The organism is Actinotignum sanguinis (assembly GCF_030230305.1).
Taxonomy (GTDB): domain Bacteria; phylum Actinomycetota; class Actinomycetes; order Actinomycetales; family Actinomycetaceae; genus Actinotignum; species Actinotignum sanguinis.
This window is the reverse complement of record NZ_JASPCQ010000009.1, coordinates 66,298-84,232: the sequence shown is the minus strand read 5'-3', so window position 1 is coordinate 84,232 and position 17,935 is coordinate 66,298. Positions and strand designations below refer to the sequence as shown.

The following is a 17,935-nucleotide window of genomic DNA, read 5'->3' as shown; positions in this document are numbered from 1 at the left end:
ATGGTTTAAAAAGAAAGTGGTCGGAAACATTATCAAATGCTTCCGACCACTTCCCACGAGACTACTGATACAGCCCCATCTTTGTGCGATTTGTGCCCCGAACAGGATTCGAACCTGCGGCCTTTCGCTCCGGAGGCGAACGCTCTATCCCCTGAGCTATCGGGGCGCACTGCGCTACTTTACCACGTTGGTGGGCGCCAGGAAAAATACGCGGATTCTCCAACGGAGTGCCATATCGTATGTGGCTGCGGGTGGCGTGCAATTTTGTCGGGCTTAGCACGTACACTTAGATACGTGACTCCGGAAGAACTCAGTGCATGTATCGCGGCGGAAATCAGCGCCGCACGTAATGAAGGTCAGCTTCACCTCGATGGTGATATTCCCGCGGTGAAAATCGAGCGCCCGCGTTCGCGTGAGCACGGGGATTGGGCCACCAATGTGGCTATGCAGCTCGCCAAGCGCGCGGGAATGCCCCCGCGTGACCTGGCCACCCTGCTGGCCGGGCGCCTTGAGGGCGTCGCCGGTATCGCCCAGGTAGAGGTAGCCGGCCCCGGTTTTATTAATATTCGCCTCTCCGCGGGTGCGGCCGGGGAACTGGCCCGTACCATCGTGGAGCAGGCGGAACGCTACGGTTCTTCACAGGCCGGTGCCGGGACCACCGTTAATCTGGAATACGTTTCGGCAAATCCCACCGGTCCTATCCATATCGGGGGAGCGCGATGGGCTGCGGTGGGGGATACCCTCGCCCGGATTCTCAGCTTCACCGGCGCGAATGTCGTGCGCGAATACTATTTCAATGATCACGGCAACCAAATCAATCATTTCTCGGAAAGTTTGCTGGCCGCGGCGCTGGGCCGCGAAACACCGGAAGATGGCTACGGTGGAACATATATTTCCGATATTGCGCAGCAGGTTATTGACCAGGAGCTAGCTGCTGGCCATCCCGATCCGCGCACCCTCCCGGAAGTCGAAGCGCAGGAAGTGTTCCGCGCCGGGGGCGTTGAGCTCATGTTCGCGGAGATCAAGCACTCCCTGGCAGATTTCCGGGCCGAATTTGATGTGTTCTTCCACGAACAATCCCTTCACGATTCCGGAGCGGTTGCCGCAGCCATTGAAAAACTGCGCGAACGCGGTGTTATTTACGAAGAAGACAATGCGGTGTGGCTGCGCTCCACCGATTTCGGTGATGATAAGGATCGCGTTATCGTCAAATCGGATGGGGAAACCGCCTACTTCGCCGGTGATATCGCCTACTACCTCGATAAGCGGGACCGCGGGGCAGATCATGCCGTCTATATGCTCGGCGCGGATCATCACGGCTATATCGGGCGCATGTATGCCATGGCCCGCGCGTTCGGGGATACCGCCGGTAAGGGCGGCAATATGGAAATCCTCATCGGCCAGTTGGTCAACCTCAAGCGTGATGGCGTTCCGGTGCGCATGTCCAAACGCGCGGGCACCGTGGTGACCCTGGAAGACCTCGTGGATGCCGTGGGCGTGGATGCGGCACGCTATTCGCTGGTACGGGCCTCGGTGGATACCACCCTGGACCTGGATCTCAATGTTCTCGCTTCGCACACCAATGACAACCCGGTCTACTACGTGCAATACGCGCACGCCCGCACAGCTAATGTGGCCCGTAATGCGGCCGAACACGGGGTGCGGCGCGCGGATGCTTTCACCCCGGAACTGCTGGAGCAGGCCGATTCTGATCTGATCGGGCAGCTCGCCCGTTTCCCGGAAGTGGTTTCCCTGGCCGCGGCCAATCGCGAACCGCATCGGGTGGCCCGCTACCTGGAAGAGCTCGCGGGTGCCTACCACACCTGGTACGGCAAGGCTCGGGTCACCCCGCGCGCGGATGAGGAAGTCAGCGATCTGCATCGCACCCGCCTGTGGGTTAATGATGCGACCCGTCAGGTTCTCGCTAACGGGCTGCATCTGCTCGGGGTCAGCGCCCCGGAGAAAATGTGAGCGCCGCGGTGAGTGCTCTCGAGCAGCTACCCGCGCCCGTCCCGGATGGCTCGGCTACCGGGCTGTGGTCTACCACGGTGCGCCGCGTTCCTGGCGATCTTGAGGTGGGCGGCTGCTCGGTAAGTAAGCTGGCCGCGCAATTCGGCACCCCGCTCTACATCCTGGACGAAGCTGATGCTCGCGCGCGGGCTGCCGCCTGGGTGAGTGCCATGCGCGAGGCTTTTGCGGAGTTGGCAGGAGCGGATGTCTACTACGCCTGCAAGGCTTTTGCCAGCGTGGGCGTGGCCAGGTGGATGCTGGAGGAAGGTCTCCACCTGGATACCTGCTCCGAAGGTGAGTTGCGCATCGCCCTGGCGGCCGGAGCACGCGGGGAACAGCTCGGATTGCACGGAAATAATAAATCCGCGGCGGAAATTGAGCTGGCACTGGACCACGAGGTTGCTCACCTCGTGGTTGATTCTCTGGCCGAAGTGGAGATGGTGGCGGCCGCAGCTGCGCGGCGCGGGCAGGTAGCTGCCGTCGTGGTGCGGGTAACTTCCGGTATTCACGCGGGCGGCCACGATTTCATTGCTACCGCTCATGAGGACCAAAAATTCGGGTTGTCTCTTGCCGGTGGCGCCGCCTGGGAGGCTATTGGGCGTATTAGCGCCAATCCGTGGCTGCGCCTGGTGGGATTGCATTCGCATATCGGTTCCCAAATCGTGGCGACGGATGCTTTTGTGGCGGCGGCACGCGCCATCCTTGACCTGCGGGCTCGGGTGGCAGGTGAGCTGGGAACCGTTATCCCTGAAATAGATCTGGGGGGCGGCTACGGGGTGCGTTATACCGGTGCGGATCCGATTCCGCCCTCCCCGCGCGACTTCGCCGCCGTGCTCGCCGCGGAAGTGGCTCGGCACAGCGCCCAGAGTGGCATTCCCGCCCCGCGGGTATCCGTGGAACCGGGCCGTTCGATTATTGCCCCGGCCGGTATGACGCTCTACACCGTGGGAACCATCAAGGATGTCCACGTGGATGCCACCCGCACCCGCACCTATGTGTCGGTAGACGGGGGAATGTCCGATAATATCCGCCCCGCACTCTACGGTGCGGATTACACCGCGGCGCTCGTGGACCGCGCTCCTACCGCCCCGGGAGAGCCCGGATATTCGCGCGTATGCCGCGTGGTCGGTAAGCATTGCGAATCGGGCGATATTGTGGTGCGCGCCGTCGCCCTTCCGGAGGATATTCACGCTGGTGACCTGCTTGTCACGCCGGCCACCGGCGCCTACGGGCGGGTCATGGCCTCCCATTACAATATACTTCCCAGCCCGGGAGTTATTGCCGTGCGCGATGGCCGGGCCCGTTGGCTTATTCACCGGGAGACCGTGGCCGATCTCTTCGCGCTGGACGCGGATTATCCGGCCGCGGATTCCCCAGCGGCGGATTCTCCGGCCATCGCTGCTGACAACTAGCCCTCCGGAAACATCGTTATCCCTCCGGAAGAACCGCCTCGCTCACCTGCGCGGGCTTTTCCCAGGTATCCGGGGCGCTGCTCCAGGCCGAAATAGCGTCCACGACCGGGCGCAGCTCATGCACGGCAATCTGCCCGGCCGCCGTGGTATGCCCGGCCTGGCCCCAGGTGCCCGCGGAGCCGAAAATCGCGGAGGTAATGCGGCTCATGGTGCCCAAGGCCCCCATGGCGATGGTGATGAGCGGAACGTGCAGCTCCTGGCTGGCCCGATAGGTTGCATTGAGCACCGTCACCACATCGCCCGGATGTGCGGGCGTCACCGCTATTTTCGCGATGGAGGCCCCGTGTACCTGCAAGAGCCGCAAGCGGTTAACGATTTCATCTTCGGGCGGAGTGGAACGAAAATCATGGTAGGACCCGATCACCGGAATTTGGGCCCGCGCCGCTTCCTGAATAATGCGCTCGGTCCAAGCCCCGGTGCGGAAAAGCTCCGCGTCCACCGCATCCACCAGCCCGGATTGGATAAGGCGGATCACCAAAGGCCCGTAATCATCGGGCATAATCGCTTTCTGACCGCCCTCCGCCGCGGAGCGGAAAGTGCCCAGAATCGGCAGGTTAGTGGCCTGGCGCAAGAGGGTTCCCACCTCGGTGAGGGTGGAAAGATCCTCGAGGAAATCCACGCGCCATTCCAGGACGTCAATGTCCTGTGCGGGAAGCTTCGCTACCTGTGCCCGTAGCTCGTCACCATTGGCGGGCGTTATGGACACGAGGATTTTCGTCGGCCCGGAGCCGAAGGTGACGTCCTTGATTTTCACAGTGGGCATCGCGCACCTCGCTTTCTCTTCGTGCATCATTCGATGCATTTTCCATGGGGATATTGTACCCATCCGCGTGGTGAGCGCCACACCCGCGTATGGCCGCGCGTGGAGCTCATACACTCGCGTGCGCCCGCACGCGGAGCTCATCCACCCACAGCGGGCGGGCCGACAGCGCGCACCGGCTCCACCTTCGCTAGGCTAGGACACGCGAGGACAGATGAGGGGCCGGCGCATCGCCCGGACCGAGCCGGTATCCGCACGGACCAAGCCGGTATCCGCGCAGGCCGAGCCGGCATCCGCGCGGCGCGTTCGTCAAGATAAGGAGTAGGCGTGAAGGAAGTCAAGGTTGCCCTGCTGGGGGCGGGAACGGTAGGAAGCGCCGTCGTCCGCCTGCTGCAAGCCAATGCGGAAGAATTTAACCTGCGAGCCGGGGCGCGCCTGCGCGTGATCGGAATTGCGGTGCGCAACCTGGAGGCCCCGCGCGATCCGGCCATTGATCGCACGCTGCTCACAACCGATGCCCACGCCATTATTGCCCAGGCGGATATTGTTATTGAACTCATGGGCGGCATCGAACCGGCGCGCGAATATATTTTGGCCGCTTTTGCCGCCGGTGCCTCGGTGGTCACCGGAAATAAGGCGCTGCTGGCCGAACACGGTCCAGAATTGTACGACGCCGCGGCGCGTGCCGGCGTCGACCTCTATTACGAAGCCGCGGTGGGCGGGGCCGTCCCGGTGGTTTACGGGCTGCGCGAATCCCTCGCCGGGGACCGCGTTACCCATATCCTCGGAATCGTCAACGGCACCACCAATTACATCCTTGACGAAATGACCACCAACGGGGAAAGTTTCGATGCCGCGGTGAAGAAGGCGCAGGAGCTCGGCTACGCCGAAGCTGATCCGAGCGCCGATGTGGACGGGTACGACGCCGCGGCGAAATGCGCCATCCTGGCTTCTCTCGCTTTCCACACCCGCGTCCAGCTTTCGGATGTGCACACCCACGGAATCCGCGATATCACCCCGGATATGATTGCCTCGGCCGGGCGTGGCGGCTACGTGGTCAAGCTGGTGGCCTCCGCCAAGCGGCGCGCGGACGGCATTGAATTGTACGTGGGCCCCACCCTCATTCCCGCCCAGCATCCGCTCGCTACCGTACACGGCGCCTATAACGCCATTGTGGTGGAGGGCGAAGCCGCGGATCGGCTCATGTTCTACGGGCCGGGTGCCGGCGGGAACCCCACCGCCACCGCGGTGCTTTCCGATCTGGTGGCCGCCGCGCATCACCGCGTGCACGGTGGGCTGGCTCCGCGCGAACTGGCGTACGGCGAGCTGCCGATTCTGCCCCCTTCCCAGGCGCGTTCGCGCTTCCAGTTGAGCATGGACGTGGCCGATCACGTGGGTGTTCTCAGCGAAGTTACCGGGACTTTTGCCCGCCATAATGTTTCCATTAGCGGGGTGAGCCAAGAATCGCCCACCGCGGATCACCTGTGCCGCCTCACGGTTACCACCCACGAAGCCCTCCAAGCCGATGTGGAAGCAACCATTGCGGATCTCTCCGCCGCCGCGGGTCTGGCAACCGTACGCACCGCGAGCTTCGTGCGGGTGGAGGTGGCCTAATGCGTATCGCCACCTCCGAAGCGCGGGTGCGGGTCCCGGCGACCTCCGGCAATCTCGGTCCCGGCTTCGACTGCATGGGCATGGCGCATAACCTCTGGGACGAGGTGAGCGTGCGCCTCACCACCGGCGCTACCCGGGTGAGTATCGAAGGGGAAGGCGCGGATGTTCTTCCCACCGGTGAAGATCACCTCATCGTACGGGCTCTGCGCCGCGGTTTTGAGGCGGCGGCCCTGCCCGGCGTCGGTTTTGAACTGCACTGCGTTAACGCAATTCCGCAGGGGCGCGGCCTCGGTTCTTCCGCGGCGGCCGTGGTGGCCGGCTTACTGTTAGTGCGCGGCCTGGTAGATCGCCCCGATATATTCGACGACGGCGTGCTCCTCTCCCTCGCCACCGAATTTGAAGGGCACCCCGATAATGCCGCACCGGCGATTTTCGGGGGCGCCGTCGTTACATGGATGGAAGGAACGCAGGCCCGGGCGGCGCGTATCCCCACCGCGGTGGACACCACCCTCCTTATTCCCGGTGAACAGCTCCTGACCGAAAAGGCGCGGGCCGCGTTGCCGGATACCGTTCCGCACGCAGATGCCGCTTTTAATGCGTCGCGCACCGCCATGCTCACCCTTGCCCTGGAGCACTACCCCGATTTGCTGTGGCAGGCCACCGAGGATCGCCTCCACCAGGACTATCGCGCCGGGGCGATGCCGGCCTCCGCGGACGCGGTGCGGGCACTGCGCGCGGCCGGGTTCCCGGCCGTTATTTCCGGTGCGGGCCCATCCGTGCTAGTATTTTCACGCCTTGACGCTGACACAGTTTCTATGATGCAGCGGCGTGGATTTACGGTGAATACCGCTGGAATGTCCACACGGGGCGCCTATCTGGTGTAGACTAAGGTCTAACCGACGTTCTTATACCGGTTATTTCCCACGTACTTGAAATTGTCATAAGTGCGTTAACAACCCCTGAATTCCGAGGAAGGAACCTCGTGACGGAAACCCCAACATCAGGCGCAATCTCAACGATGCGGGTGCCGCAGCTGCGCGCGCTCGCCGAAGAACTCGGCCTGGACATTGACCCGAAAGCTAAGAAGGCGGACCTGCTCGCGGCCATTCGCGAAGTTCGCCCCGCGCGGCGCGGGCGGCCCCGCAAGGAAGATAGCCTCGCTAATATCAAGAAGACACGCGAAAAGCCCGCTGCTGCCACCACGGCAAAGCCCGCAGCGAAGAAGGAAAGCGCGGATGAAGCCGCATCGGTGTCCACCGCCGCGGAAGCAGCCACCCGCACCCACGCGGTAAGTGCCGCCAGTGCTGATGCCGCACCGGTGGCGGCGCCCAGTACCGCCGGCCACGATGATCGTGAGGAACGTAAAGTGCGGCGCCGGGTGCGCCGGGATCACCGCGAACCGGTGCATATCGATCTGCCCGAACCGAAGCAGGAAGCTGCCTCGACTGCCCGCCGTTCCGATTCCCTCAGTGATGAAAACACCCTCGCGGCCCTGGATGCCATTGGCGATGCCGCGGAACGCCGCGCTGGTGACCACCATGACACCACCTCGGAGCGCCGCCGTCGCAAGCGCAACCGGCGCGGTGAGGAACACGAAGAAGCCCGCCGCTCCCGGCGCACCTCGGAACGCGCCGAACGTACTGATCGCGCGGATCACGAGGTGGAGGATGCCGCCCCGGCTGCGAAGCCCGAACGTGAAGAACGCCAGGAGATCCCGGCCGGTAAGCGCCAGGCGGAGGATACCCTCGTTCCCGTCGCTGGCATTGTGGATACCCAGGGTAACCAGATGGTGCTGCGCACCGGCGGCTACCTGCCCGGCCCCAATGACGCGCAGATTTCCACCGCGCTGGTGCGCCAGTACGGTCTGCGCCGCGGGGATGCCGTGGTGGGTGCTATTCGCCAGCACGATGAGGATAATTCCTCGCATAATAACCGCAATAACAAGCGTAATCCGCGCCGTCGTTACAATAATCAAAACAATAACCGGTCCGGTAACCAGCTCGTCCAGGTGGATACTATTAACTCCCTGCCCGCAGCTGAAGCAGCGCGCCGCCCGGACTTTAATAAGCTCACCCCGGTCTACCCGGATGAGATTTTGCGCCTGGAAACCGAACGCAAGGGCCTGTCTACCCGCGCCATCGATTTGGTTGCCCCCATTGGCAAGGGCCAGCGCGGCCTCATTGTTTCCCCGCCGAAGGCCGGGAAAACCATGATTATGCAGCAGATCGCCAAGGCGATTGCCGCGAATGATCCCGAGGTTCATATCATGGTGGTTCTCGTGGATGAACGCCCCGAAGAAGTGACGGATATGCGTCGCATCGTCAAGGGCGAAGTGATTGCTTCCACCTTTGACCGCCCGGCTTCGGATCACACTATCGTCTCCGAACTGGCTATTGAGCGCGCCAAGCGCCTGGTGGAACTCGGTCAGGATGTGGTGGTTCTTCTCGATTCCCTCACCCGCCTTTCGCGTGCCTACAACCTCGCGGCACCGGCTTCGGGGCGTATCCTTTCCGGTGGTGTGGATGCCGCGGCGCTCTACCCGCCCAAGAAGTTCTTCGGTGCGGCGCGCAATATCGAAAATGGTGGCTCGCTCACGATTATCGCTTCCGCGCTGGTGGAAACCGGATCGAAGATGGACGAAGTTATTTTCGAAGAATTCAAGGGCACCGGCAATATGGAGCTGCGCCTCTCGCGCCAGCTCGCGGATCGGCGTATCTTCCCGGCGATCGATATCAACGCCTCGGGTACCCGCCGCGAAGAAATGCTCTACAAGCCCGAAGAACTCAAGGTCATCTGGCAGCTGCGCCGGGCCCTGGGAACTCTCGGAGTGGATGAAGCGGCGGACTTCGTGCTCAAGCGGATGCGGAATACCGAAAATAACGCGGAATTCCTCGTGTCGATTATGCGTTCCATGCAAGGATCGCGCGGCGAATAAGCCGAATAAAAACGGCGGGAGGAACCGGCCGGGTGGCCGGGTACCGAGCGCGTGGCGCACAATAGTGATGTGATACGCGCACGGTACCTTGTCTCGGCCGGCCCGCCCGTGCCATAATTTTCTGTCGGCTCCCGGTTCACCGTGATATGGAGAACCGTGCTCGGACCCGGGGGCAGCTACGAACCAAGGAGAGATAATGAAGCAGGGAATCCATCCCGATTACCACGAGGTCTCCGTGACCTGCACCTGCGGTAATGAGTTCACCACCCGTTCCACCTACAACGGTGACCATATGCGCGTGGAAGTGTGCAATAACTGCCACCCGTTCTACACCGGCAAGCAGAAGATCCTGGATACCGGTGGGCGCGTGGCTCGCTTCGAGGCACGCTACGGCAAGCGCAAGAAGTAAGCGCCACGGAAAGGAGCGTCACCGCAAGGGCGCTCCTTTTCTTTTTGCACTATTGTCGGTAGGGTCGCCACTCTCCGGTGGCGGCAGGGCACGCGCTGGGCGCGCGTGAAGAAAGGTCCTCGTTATGGCTGATACACGTCGTGAGGTTGCCGAGCACCATCTCGCTGAATTTGAAAAAATCGAAGCGGATATGGCTAGCCCGGAAGTTCTCTCCTCCCCGGATAAATTGCGTTCACTCGGGCGGCGCTATGCCGAACTCGGGCGGGTGGTACGCGTGTACCGGCGTTTCCTGCAGGCCGAACAGGACCTCACCGAAGCTAAGGAAATCATCTCCCAGGGCGGGGAAGATGCTGAACTCTTCCGCCCCGAACTTCCCGGAATGGAAGAACGCTACGAAGCTGCCTCCCAGGAACTCACGGAAGTCCTTATTCCCCGCGATGAAGACGACGCCCGCGATGTCATTATGGAGATCAAAGGTGGGGCCGGCGGGGAAGAATCCGCCCTCTTCGCGGGGGACCTGGCCCGCATGTACGAACGCTACGCCACCTCTAAGGGATGGAGTTGGGAAGTGCTGGGTGCCAACCAAACCGAGCTGGGTGGCTATAAGGACCTCGAGGTTGCCATCCGTTCCCGTGGGCAGCTTGAGGATCCTTCCGAAGGCGTCTGGGCCCACCTCAAGTACGAAGGCGGGGTCCACCGGGTGCAGCGCGTACCCGTAACCGAATCCCAAGGGCGCATCCAGACCTCCACCGCAGGGGTGCTTGTTTTCGCGGAAGTGGATGACCCGGGCGAAGTGGAAATCGCCGCGAATGACCTGCGGATTGACGTGTACCGTTCCTCGGGGCCGGGCGGGCAGTCCGTGAACACCACCGATTCGGCGGTGCGTATTACCCACCTTCCCACCGGGATTGTGGTCTCCATGCAGGATGAAAAATCGCAGATCCAAAATCGTGAATCCGCTATGCGGGTGCTGCGTGCCCGGTTGCGTCAGCTCCAGCTGGATCAACAGGCCGCTGAAAACGCGGAATTGCGCCATTCTCAGGTGCGTACCCTGGACCGCTCCGAGCGCATCCGCACCTATAATTTCCCGGAAAATCGTATTTCCGATCACCGCACCGGCTACAAGGCCCATAATCTCGACGCGGTTCTCGATGGGGACTTGGATGCCGTCATCGATTCGGCCCGGATTATGGATGAAGCGGCTCGTATGGAAGCCGCGGAAGAAAAGTAGAAGGTAGCCGAGCGCTATGACCACCTGGGCGGAATTGCTGGCAGGTGCCACCGCGCAGCTCACCGCGGCCGGGGTAGATTCGCCGGCCGCCGATGCCCGCTGGCTGGCCGAAGCGGCCGCCGGGAAGCGCCCCGATCCGCGCACCACCCCGCCTCCGGCGCAGCGCGAACTTTTCACCCGGTATCTGGCCCGCCGCGCCGCGCGCGAGCCACTTCAGCATATTACCGGGCGGATGTATTTCCGCTACCTCGAGCTGGTATCCACCCCCGATGCGCTTATTGTGCGCCCGGAAACTGAGATCGTAGCCGAACGCGCCATCGCGGCCGCGCGGGCGTGCGTAGCCGCGCATACCCGCGGGAACGGTACCGCCAGGGGGAACGACGGCGCAGCGGCGGCGCGGAACGGCGCCGCCGGGCAGCAGGCAGGCCCCCTTGTTGTCGATCTTGGCACCGGCAGCGGGGCCATTGCCTTGAGTATCGCTACCGAAGTCCCCGCTGTCCGGGTGATCGGCGTCGATACAGATCCCCGGGCCTTGCACCTGGCCACCACCAATAATGCCCGCTACGGCTCGCCCGTTACTTTTCTGCACCACGATGTGACTGAGCCGCTTCCCGAACTGGACCACGCGGTCGACGTCGTCGTCGCTAATCCTCCCTATATTCCACCCGATACGCCCGTGAGCGCAGAAGTGCGGGCCGATCCGGCGCGGGCCCTGTGGGGTGGGGGAGCGGACGGCCTGGACCTGCCCAGGCTTTTCGTGGCGCGCGCGGCGCAGCTACTGCGGGGCGGGGGTATCCTCGTTCTCGAACACGCCGAGACGCAGAGCGCGCCCCTGCGCGAATACGCTCGGACGCAGGGTTTCACCCGGGTGGCAACCGGCCGGGACCTGGCTGGGCGAGAACGTTTTTTGGAGGCAGAATATGGACACCTGTGATGCCGCGGTAGCCGCCCTCGCGCGCGGCGAGCTCGTGGTTCTCCCAACCGATACCGTTTACGGCCTGGGCGCGGATGCGTTTTCGCGCGCGGCTGTCACCCGGCTCCTCACCGCGAAAGGCCGCGGGCGCGATAAGCCTTCCCCGGTGCTCGTCGCTTCGATGGACGACGCCGCCCGTTTGACTTCCGCCATCCCGGCCGGCGCCCGCGCACTCGCCGCGGCGTACTGGCCCGGGGCTCTCACCCTCATCCTCCCCGCGAATAACAGCATCGGCTGGGACCTGGGCGAAACCCACGGAACCGTGGCGCTGCGCATGCCCGATCATCCGCTCGCTCTGGAGCTGCTGCGCCGCACCGGCCCGCTAGCCGTTTCCTCCGCGAATCTTACCGAGCACGCCCCGGCCCGCACCGCCGCGCAGGCCCGCGCGCAGCTGGGAGAGAAAGTCGCGGTGTACCTGGACGGGGGCACCGCACCGGGCGGGGTGCCGTCCACCATTGTGAGCTTCGCGGGGGAGCGGGCGCAGATTCTGCGCCACGGCGCTATTGCTGATGAGGATATCGCCGCCATCGTGCCGCTGGGCTGAAGCGATGCGGCGGCGCCGCACGGAAGCACGGTGCGGGCCGGCTAGACTGAACGGCAACAGCACTAGGAAGGAGAGAGCATGCGCGTCTACCTGCTCATGATGGTGCTCAGCTGCGCCATCACTTACTTCCTGGTTCCCGCGATTCTGCGCCTGGCGCTGCGCGTGGGCGCCATGACGCAGGTGCGCGAACGCGATATCCACACCGTGCCCATCCCGCGATTGGGCGGGGTGGCGATGTTCTTGGGATTTTCGGCCTCGTTCGCCATTGCCTCGCAGATCCCCTACCTGCACCGGGTGCTCGGGCCCGCCTCCCAAGCCTGGGCGATTTGGCTGGGCGCCGGGCTTATGTGCCTGGTGGGTGCCATCGACGATATCTGGGAACTCGATTGGATGACGAAACTGGCCGGCGAAGTGCTGGCCGCTGGGGTCATGGCCTGGCAGGGCGTCCAATTCGTCACGCTGCCCTTTATGGGGCTGACCGTGGGCTCCACCCGCCTATCGATTTTCTTCACCATCCTTATGGTGGTCATCACGGTGAACGCCGTGAATTTTATGGACGGGCTGGACGGGCTGGCCGCCGGGATCGTGGGGATTGCCTCCCTGGCTTTCTTTATTTATTCCTATATTCTTACCCGCAATGCCACCCCGGGGGATTACACCTCGGTGGCCTGCGCCGCCGCGGCGGCCACGGTGGGGATGTGCGCCGGGATTCTGCCGCATAATTTCCACCCGGCTCGTATCTTTATGGGTGATTCGGGCGCGCTTATGCTCGGCATGGTGCTGGCCGCCTCGGCTATCCAGGTCACCGGGCAGATCGATCCGCAATCCACCTCCCTCGGCTACGCGCTCCCGGCGTATTTGCCGCTGCTGCTGGCCCTCGCCGTGGTGGTGCTGCCCCTCTCTGATTTCATCTGGGCCGTCACCCGGCGCTTGGCCCGCGGGCAGTCCCCTTTCCACGCCGACGCCGGCCACCTCCACCACCGCCTGCTACGCCTGGGCCATTCGCATACCGGCACCGTGCTCATTCTCTATCTGTGGACGGCTATTTTCTCCTTCAGCTGCATGTTGCTTATTGTGCTACCCGCCCGGCACGTCGCCCTGATCGGTGCGGCGGGGGTGGTGCTTGGTTGCGTGGTCACCTTCGGGATGTTTGGCCGACGGCGCAGCTCGGCGGCGCGCGGGGAGCGAATCCCGGAGGAGAATGCCGGAGATGCGCCTGTTTCCATGATTGAGCAGGCGCGGGAAACAGAGCCGGTGCAGGAAGCGGAGGAGCATCAATGAGGGCCCAATCCGGGTGGGGGGCCGCCCCGAGCGGAGGCGCCGCGCGCGTGCTGCGCCGTGCCCAGCTGAGCGCAACGCTCGGATGCGTCGTCGTCGGAATAATCGGGATAGCGATGTGCCTGCTTGCCGGTCAAGGTGAGCACGCCTGCGCCGTGGGATGGGCCACCCTCATTGCGTTTATCCTCCAGGTGGTGACCTGGGGCAGTGCGCGTTACCTGCCCGGCGGGAGCGGATGGGCCCTGGCTAGCTACGCGGTCAAACTTGTGGTGGTGTTAGGCGGTCTCGGGGCGGTGCGGGCTTTGACCGCCGCGCCGGTGGGAACCGCGGCGCTGGCGCTTGCCGGGCTCATTATCTGTGCGCTCGCGGTGCAATCGTGGGTGGTAGTGCGCGCGGATCTTCGTGCGACCGCATCGTGAGCCACCCGGGATGCCAGGCCGCGTTTCGCGGGTATATTCGGGAACAGGGCGCTTAGTCCTAGCCGCGCAGAGGCGGTAAGAGTAACGTAGACCACTGTTCACGGCGGCAAAGTTCAAGGCCGCGCGGTGATGACAATTGTGATTTCCACGCTAAGATAGGTTAGCAGTGCCGTTCAGGCGGGGTTCCCGCCGCGGAAAGATTCGATGGAGAGGGTGAGCGCATGGCAGTCGGTTCGTTCGCGAATCTGAGCATGCTCGGCCTGCCGATGGAGAACGACGGGTTCCACGCCCCGGGAGTTGAGGAATTCTTCCCCGCCCCCATCTTCTTCGCCGGCACGCCATTTGAGATGAATCGCGTGATGGTGATTCGTCTTCTTGCGGCTTTAGTTCTTCTGGTTTTCTGCGTTATCTATGCCAAGCGCGCCAAGCTCATTCCGGGTCGTGCGCAGGCTGCGATGGAATCCCTGCTGGACTTCTCGCGGGTGCAGATCGGTGAAGAAATTCTTGAAGGGCAGGCACGGAAGTACCAGCCCCTGCTCGCCACCATTTTCCTCGGTACTCTCTTTATGAACCTGACCGGCGTTATCCCGGGCTTGCAGCTCGCGGGTACGTCGGTTATTGGTATGCCGCTCATTTACGCCGTGGTGGCGTACGTGGCTTTCATTATTGCGGGTATGAAAGAACGCGGGGCGGGTACCTTCTTCAAGGAACAACTCTTCCCGCCCGGGGTGCCCTGGCCGATTTACATCATCATGACGCCCATTGAGTTGCTTTCTACCTTCATTATTCGGCCCGTCACCCTGACGGTTCGTCTCTTGGCCAATATGCTTTCCGGGCATATGCTGCTCGTGCTCTGCTTCCTGGGCACCCACGCGCTCTACTTCTCCATGGGCGGGGGCCTCGGTATCGGCCTGGGTACGGTCACCCTGGTGGCAGGTATCCTCTTCACCGTCTTTGAACTTTTCGTGGCGTGCCTGCAGGCGTATATCTTCGCCCTGCTCACCGCCGCGTATATCCAACTTTCTATTTCCGCCCACTAAAACAACAAGAAAAGGACAATCCCATGACTGGATCTGCAGCAGTTCTCGCGACCATCGGTTACGGTCTCGCGGCTATCGGCCCCGGCATCGGCGTCGGCCTCATCGGTGCGAAGAACCAGGAAGCTACCGCACGCCAGCCCGAGATCCGCGGCTACCTGCGTGTCAATATGTTCCTGTCCATCGCCTTTACCGAAGCACTCGGCCTGATCGGCTTCGCCGCGGGCTTCGTGTTCGGAGCTTAAGCAATGTATCTCGCTGAAGAACACAGTGTTATCATTCCGGCCATTCCGGATCTGCTGTGGGGCACGGTATCTTTCCTCATCGTCGCCATCGCGGTGTATAAATTCGCCTGGCCGACGCTGACGAAGATGCTTGATGAGCGGCGGGAGAAAATCGAAGAAGGTTTGCTCGCTGCCGAGCGCGCCCGCGAGGAAGTGGCTCAAGAACGTGCCACCATCCAGTCCGAAAAGGACGCCGCGGTGCGCGAAGCCGCGGATATCCGCGCCCAGGCACAGTCCAATGCCTCCGATATTATCGAGCGTGCACGCCGGGAAGCCGGCGAAGAAGCGCGGCGCATTTCCGCCGCGGCTCAGGTTCAGATTAAGGCTGATACCGACGCCGCCGCGCGGATTCTCCGCGCGGATCTGGGCACTATGGCTTCGCAGCTGGCCGGTCGTATCGTGGGTGAGCAGATTCGCCTCGATCCGAGTGTGAATCAGGGCGTCGTCGATTCGTTCCTCGATAATCTCGAGGAGCAGGCGCGAACGGGGGCGTAATGCGGTCCACGAGTAAGCAATCCGCCGCCGCGGTCACCGCCGAGTGGGACGCCCTGCTTCAGGAATATCCCGGCCAGGAAATTGACTTGGCGCGCGAACTTTTCGCCGCTGCAGACGCCATCAATGCCTCCCCTTCCCTGCGTGGAACCCTCGCGGATACCACCCGGGCTGGTGTGGCACGGGAAAGCCTGGCAGGTGCCATTTTCGCCGCCCACGTGAGCGCACCGGTTCTTACGGTGCTGCGCGCGGTAGCGGGGCGGACGTGGACGGAGGACGCTGATCTCGTCACGACCGTGGATACCCTCGGCGCACACGCTGTATTGGTCCGGGCGCGTGGCGCCGGGGTGCTCTCCGGCGTCGAAGATGAGCTCTACCAGCTTATGCGTACCCTTAAAGAAACTCCCGATCTGCGCATCACGCTCTCCCGCGAGGAGTACTCCGCGGAGGAACGCGCGGCGCTCTTTGATCGGGTGGTTCCGAATATTCGGGAGGAAACCCGGGTACTCGCGCACCGCGCCCTCGCGCGAGTGCGGGAGATGACCCTGGCCGCCTCGCTCATGGAGTACGCGGTCCAGGCAGCGGATTTGGGCGATGTTTCCGGAGTATCGGTGCTGGTGGCCCAGCCGCTCACGGCGAACCAAGAGGAACGCCTCCAGCGCGCCCTGACCGCGATGTACGGAACCGAAGTTTCGATCCACGTGTCGGTAGATCCGACTGTAGTGGGCGGCATGCGTATCCAGCACGGTTCGGATGTTATTGACGCGACGCTGCAGTCCAGAATTAAAGATGTACGCGATAAAGTCGCGGCCATGCCGGCGGCACCGGCGAGCAACAGGTAAGGAAAAAGAATGGCTGATCTGACAATCCAGCCCGAAGAGATTCGGGCAGCGCTCGATAACTTCGTGCGTAGCTACACGCCGGAGCAGTCCGAGAGTGAGCAAGTTGGTCACGTCACCATGACGGCGGACGGCATCGCCCGCGTGGCCGGCCTGCCCGGTGCGATGGCCAATGAACTTCTCGTTTTTGAGGATGGCACCCGCGGACTGGCGATGAACCTGGAAGAGCGGGAAATCGGCGTTGTGGTTCTCGGTGACTTCTCCAATATTGAAGAAGGCCAGGAAGTGCGCCGCAGCGGTGAGGTGCTCTCCGTCCCGGTGGGCGACGGATACCTCGGCCGCACGGTGGATCCGCTCGGTAAGCCGATTGACGGCCTGGGTGAAATTGAGAATCTCAGCGGCCGGCGTGCCCTGGAGCTGCAGGCTCCCGGCGTGATGATGCGTAAATCGGTGCACGAACCGCTAGAAACCGGTATCAAGGCTATTGACTCGATGACCCCGATTGGGCGCGGCCAGCGCCAGCTCATCATCGGGGACCGCCAGACGGGTAAAACCGCCCTCGCGATTGACACCATCCTCAACCAGCGCAAGAACTGGGAAACCGGGGATCCTTCCAAGCAGGTGCGCTGCATTTACGTGGCCATCGGCCAGAAGGGCTCCACCATCGCTTCGGTGCGCGGCACCCTGGCGCGCTACGGCGCGTTGGAGTACACCACCATCGTGGCCTCCCCGGCATCCGATCCGGCGGGCTTTAAGTACCTGGCCCCCTACACCGGTTCGGCTATCGGCCAGCACTGGATGTACGAAGGTAAGCACGTGCTTATCGTCTTTGACGATCTTTCTAAGCAGGCGGAAGCCTACCGAGCCGTGTCCTTGCTGCTGCGCCGCCCGCCGGGGCGTGAAGCCTACCCGGGCGACGTTTTCTACCTGCATTCGCGCCTGCTGGAACGCTGCGCCAAGCTCTCCGATGAGCTGGGTGGAGGTTCCATGACCGGCCTTCCGATTGTGGAAACCAAGGCGAATGACGTCTCGGCCTATATTCCGACCAACGTTATTTCCATTACCGACGGTCAGATCTTCTTGCAGTCCGACCTCTTCAACTCCAATCAGCGCCCGGCCGTGGACGTGGGCATCTCGGTGTCCCGCGTGGGTGGCGATGCGCAGATCAAGGCGATGAAGAAGGTTGCCGGTACCCTGAAGATCACCCTGGCCCAGTACCGCTCCCAGGCGGCCTTCGCGATGTTTGCCTCGGATCTTGATCCGGCCACCCGCCAGCAGCTCACCCGCGGTGAGCGCCTCATGGAGCTGCTCAAACAACCGCAGTACACCCCGTACCCCATTGAGGAACAGGTAGTTTCGGTCTGGGCCGGCTCGAAGGGCTATCTCGATGATGTCCCGGTGGAGAAGGTGCACGATTGGGAAGCACGCATGCTCGACTACGTACGGCACAACTCCTCGGTGCTGGAAACCATTGCCACTACCGGTGAGATGGATAAGGATCTCGAAGCCGAACTCGAAGCCACGGTAAGCGCCTTTACGGAGTCCTACCGCACCGCCGAAAACCTGCCCGCGGGTGGGGAAGAGGATGTCCCGGCCGAGCAGGCCCGTGAAACTCTCGCGCGGCCGACGAAGGGTTAA

17 protein-coding genes and 1 tRNA gene are annotated in these 17,935 nt (G+C 62.9%); 16 read left to right on the top strand and 2 right to left on the bottom strand.

All coding sequences use genetic code 11. From position 1 onward, the window contains the following. Nucleotides 1-93: 93 nt before the first annotated feature. A tRNA-Arg gene (locus tag QP828_RS06255) sits at nt 94-166 on the bottom strand. A gap of 128 nt (nt 167-294) precedes the next feature. Here QP828_RS06255 and argS point away from each other — a divergent pair. Further along, nucleotides 295-1,971 carry an arginine--tRNA ligase gene (gene argS, locus QP828_RS06250; protein WP_274732426.1) on the top strand — a complete coding sequence of 559 codons (1,677 nt, stop codon included), beginning with the start codon at nt 295-297 and terminating at the stop codon, nt 1,969-1,971. An 8-nt stretch (nt 1,972-1,979) separates the two neighbouring features. After that, a complete protein-coding gene (gene lysA / locus QP828_RS06245; protein WP_274732427.1) occupies nt 1,980-3,422 on the top strand; it encodes a diaminopimelate decarboxylase in 1,443 nt (480 codons plus the stop codon). Between the two features lie 16 nt (nt 3,423-3,438). Here the strand turns inward: lysA and aroD are convergent, their stop codons facing one another. Further along, nucleotides 3,439-4,245: a type I 3-dehydroquinate dehydratase gene (aroD, locus tag QP828_RS06240; protein ID WP_274732428.1), complete on the bottom strand. Its 807-nt coding sequence runs from the start codon at nt 4,243-4,245 to the stop codon at nt 3,439-3,441. A 324-nt stretch (nt 4,246-4,569) separates the two neighbouring features. Here aroD and QP828_RS06235 point away from each other — a divergent pair, with 324 nt between their 5' ends. The 14 genes from QP828_RS06235 (at nt 4,570) to atpA (ending at nt 17,935) form a co-directional block, all read left to right on the top strand. Further along, entirely contained in the window at nt 4,570-5,856 is a 1,287-nt protein-coding gene (locus tag QP828_RS06235; protein WP_274732429.1) for a homoserine dehydrogenase, read from the top strand. Next, on the top strand, nt 5,856-6,740 hold the full coding sequence (gene thrB, locus QP828_RS06230) for a homoserine kinase (RefSeq protein WP_274732430.1): 885 nt from the start codon (nt 5,856-5,858) through the stop codon (nt 6,738-6,740). Before QP828_RS06235 ends, thrB begins: the two co-directional genes overlap by 1 nt. A gap of 98 nt (nt 6,741-6,838) precedes the next feature. Further along, nucleotides 6,839-8,791, top strand: a complete 1,953-nt coding sequence (gene rho / locus QP828_RS06225) for a transcription termination factor Rho (protein ID WP_274732431.1) — start codon at nt 6,839-6,841, stop codon at nt 8,789-8,791. 196 nt (nt 8,792-8,987) lie between these two features. Then, the gene (gene rpmE / locus QP828_RS06220; protein WP_016441737.1) at nt 8,988-9,200 is read left to right on the top strand and encodes a 50S ribosomal protein L31; all 213 of its coding nucleotides are present in this window, start codon (nt 8,988-8,990) and stop codon (nt 9,198-9,200) included. 124 nt (nt 9,201-9,324) lie between these two features. After that, on the top strand, nt 9,325-10,431 hold the full coding sequence (gene prfA, locus QP828_RS06215; RefSeq protein ID WP_087069881.1) for a peptide chain release factor 1: 1,107 nt from the start codon (nt 9,325-9,327) through the stop codon (nt 10,429-10,431). Nucleotides 10,432-10,447: 16 nt separating this feature from the next. Then, complete coding sequence (gene prmC, locus QP828_RS06210; RefSeq protein WP_274732432.1) at nt 10,448-11,365, top strand: peptide chain release factor N(5)-glutamine methyltransferase; 918 nt, start codon at nt 10,448-10,450, stop codon at nt 11,363-11,365. After that, the gene (locus QP828_RS06205; RefSeq protein WP_274732433.1) at nt 11,352-11,948 is read left to right on the top strand and encodes an L-threonylcarbamoyladenylate synthase; all 597 of its coding nucleotides are present in this window, start codon (nt 11,352-11,354) and stop codon (nt 11,946-11,948) included. The genes prmC and QP828_RS06205 overlap by 14 nt, the downstream gene beginning before the upstream one ends. A 78-nt stretch (nt 11,949-12,026) precedes the next feature. Then, nucleotides 12,027-13,229 (top strand): glycosyltransferase family 4 protein, encoded by a 1,203-nt coding sequence (locus QP828_RS06200; RefSeq protein WP_126134866.1) that lies wholly within the window; start codon nt 12,027-12,029, stop codon nt 13,227-13,229. Further along, nucleotides 13,226-13,645 carry a hypothetical protein gene (locus tag QP828_RS06195; protein WP_274732434.1) on the top strand — a complete coding sequence of 140 codons (420 nt, stop codon included), beginning with the start codon at nt 13,226-13,228 and terminating at the stop codon, nt 13,643-13,645. Before QP828_RS06200 ends, QP828_RS06195 begins: the two co-directional genes overlap by 4 nt. 221 nt (nt 13,646-13,866) lie before the next feature. Further along, entirely contained in the window at nt 13,867-14,685 is an 819-nt protein-coding gene (atpB, locus tag QP828_RS06190; protein ID WP_016441731.1) for a F0F1 ATP synthase subunit A, read from the top strand. A gap of 23 nt (nt 14,686-14,708) precedes the next feature. Next, the gene (gene atpE, locus QP828_RS06185) at nt 14,709-14,927 is read left to right on the top strand and encodes an ATP synthase F0 subunit C (RefSeq protein ID WP_016441730.1); all 219 of its coding nucleotides are present in this window, start codon (nt 14,709-14,711) and stop codon (nt 14,925-14,927) included. Nucleotides 14,928-14,930: 3 nt separating this feature from the next. After that, entirely contained in the window at nt 14,931-15,461 is a 531-nt protein-coding gene (gene atpF / locus QP828_RS06180) for a F0F1 ATP synthase subunit B (protein ID WP_016441729.1), read from the top strand. Continuing rightward, nucleotides 15,461-16,300 (top strand): F0F1 ATP synthase subunit delta, encoded by an 840-nt coding sequence (locus QP828_RS06175; RefSeq protein ID WP_274732435.1) that lies wholly within the window; start codon nt 15,461-15,463, stop codon nt 16,298-16,300. The genes atpF and QP828_RS06175 overlap by 1 nt, the downstream gene beginning before the upstream one ends. 9 nt (nt 16,301-16,309) lie before the next feature. Beyond that, nucleotides 16,310-17,935, top strand: a complete 1,626-nt coding sequence (gene atpA / locus QP828_RS06170; protein WP_126134869.1) for a F0F1 ATP synthase subunit alpha — start codon at nt 16,310-16,312, stop codon at nt 17,933-17,935.

Coding starts and splice junctions, on each gene's coding strand:
- QP828_RS06205 (WP_274732433.1), top strand. CDS start 11,352: ATGGACACCTGTGATGCCGCGGTAGCCGCCCTCGCGCGCGGCGAGCTC.
- atpB (WP_016441731.1), top strand. CDS start 13,867: ATGGCAGTCGGTTCGTTCGCGAATCTGAGCATGCTCGGCCTGCCGATG.
- aroD (WP_274732428.1), bottom strand. CDS start 4,245: ATGCCCACTGTGAAAATCAAGGACGTCACCTTCGGCTCCGGGCCGACG.
- QP828_RS06195 (WP_274732434.1), top strand. CDS start 13,226: ATGAGGGCCCAATCCGGGTGGGGGGCCGCCCCGAGCGGAGGCGCCGCG.
- atpF (WP_016441729.1), top strand. CDS start 14,931: ATGTATCTCGCTGAAGAACACAGTGTTATCATTCCGGCCATTCCGGAT.
- atpE (WP_016441730.1), top strand. CDS start 14,709: ATGACTGGATCTGCAGCAGTTCTCGCGACCATCGGTTACGGTCTCGCG.
- rpmE (WP_016441737.1), top strand. CDS start 8,988: ATGAAGCAGGGAATCCATCCCGATTACCACGAGGTCTCCGTGACCTGC.
- prmC (WP_274732432.1), top strand. CDS start 10,448: ATGACCACCTGGGCGGAATTGCTGGCAGGTGCCACCGCGCAGCTCACC.
- QP828_RS06200 (WP_126134866.1), top strand. CDS start 12,027: ATGCGCGTCTACCTGCTCATGATGGTGCTCAGCTGCGCCATCACTTAC.
- thrB (WP_274732430.1), top strand. CDS start 5,856: ATGCGTATCGCCACCTCCGAAGCGCGGGTGCGGGTCCCGGCGACCTCC.
- prfA (WP_087069881.1), top strand. CDS start 9,325: ATGGCTGATACACGTCGTGAGGTTGCCGAGCACCATCTCGCTGAATTT.
- atpA (WP_126134869.1), top strand. CDS start 16,310: ATGGCTGATCTGACAATCCAGCCCGAAGAGATTCGGGCAGCGCTCGAT.
- QP828_RS06175 (WP_274732435.1), top strand. CDS start 15,461: ATGCGGTCCACGAGTAAGCAATCCGCCGCCGCGGTCACCGCCGAGTGG.